The sequence below is a fragment of the Vibrio sp. 1402 genome (assembly GCF_033340275.1).
Genome location: NZ_JAWOWE010000248.1, coordinates 1 through 723, shown reverse-complemented (window position 1 = coordinate 723; position 723 = coordinate 1). Strand labels below are relative to the sequence as shown.

At 44.7% G+C, this 723-nt stretch carries 1 protein-coding gene; it reads right to left on the bottom strand.

Going from position 1 to position 723, the window contains the following annotated elements:
- The coding region (locus tag R7044_RS25365) for a uroporphyrinogen-III C-methyltransferase (protein ID WP_225456017.1) at positions 1-723 on the bottom strand (723 nt) is incomplete at both ends.

Sequence of the window (723 nt, the reverse complement as noted above, 5' to 3'; positions counted from 1 at the left end):
CCGCTTTGATTGCTGTTTCAAGTTTGGCCTTGATGTTTTCTTTTAAATAGAAATGCTGCTCTGGAGACAATAATGGGATGACGTTGCCATCGCGAGTACGGAAAGTAATAAAGTTCTCAGAGAAGTCTTTCAGAGAGGTCATCAAATTATCTTGCCAGTTTGAAATGTCTTCTGATACTTCATGTTGAGCAACGACTTGGGCTTCCGGCAGTAGTGCATTTGCTAGAGGCAACTTATCTACTTGCTGCTGTAGAGCGGTTAAACGCAGAACAAGACCGTCACGGTCAATCAATGGGACAGTGCGCAGTTTGGTGATGTCGTTTGCCATCGCTTTACGCAGTTTAACTAAGCTTGGATCGTTTAGCGCGGCAATACGTTGGTCTGCGCTTTCCATTAGTTGAGTTGCGCTTTCTACGTCATGCTCTAAGAACAATTTACGACCAGCCAACTTCACAAGGTAATCGGCCTCTGCCAATAGCCAGTCGTTTGGACGTCGGCCTTTAACATCTGCTACGGCGAGTTGTAAACTTTCAATGCTCTTTTGTTGTTGACCAAGCACCACTTCTGCTTTGTGCGTTACTGTGGTCGCTTTCTCGATGGTTTCTTCTTTAACTTGGTTTAGCTCTTGCTTCATCGAAGCTTGCGCTTTTTCTAGTTGGTTTTGTAGCTGAGCTATTTGGGCTTGGTAATCGGCTTGTTGCTCATGAAGTTTATAAGCGAGAC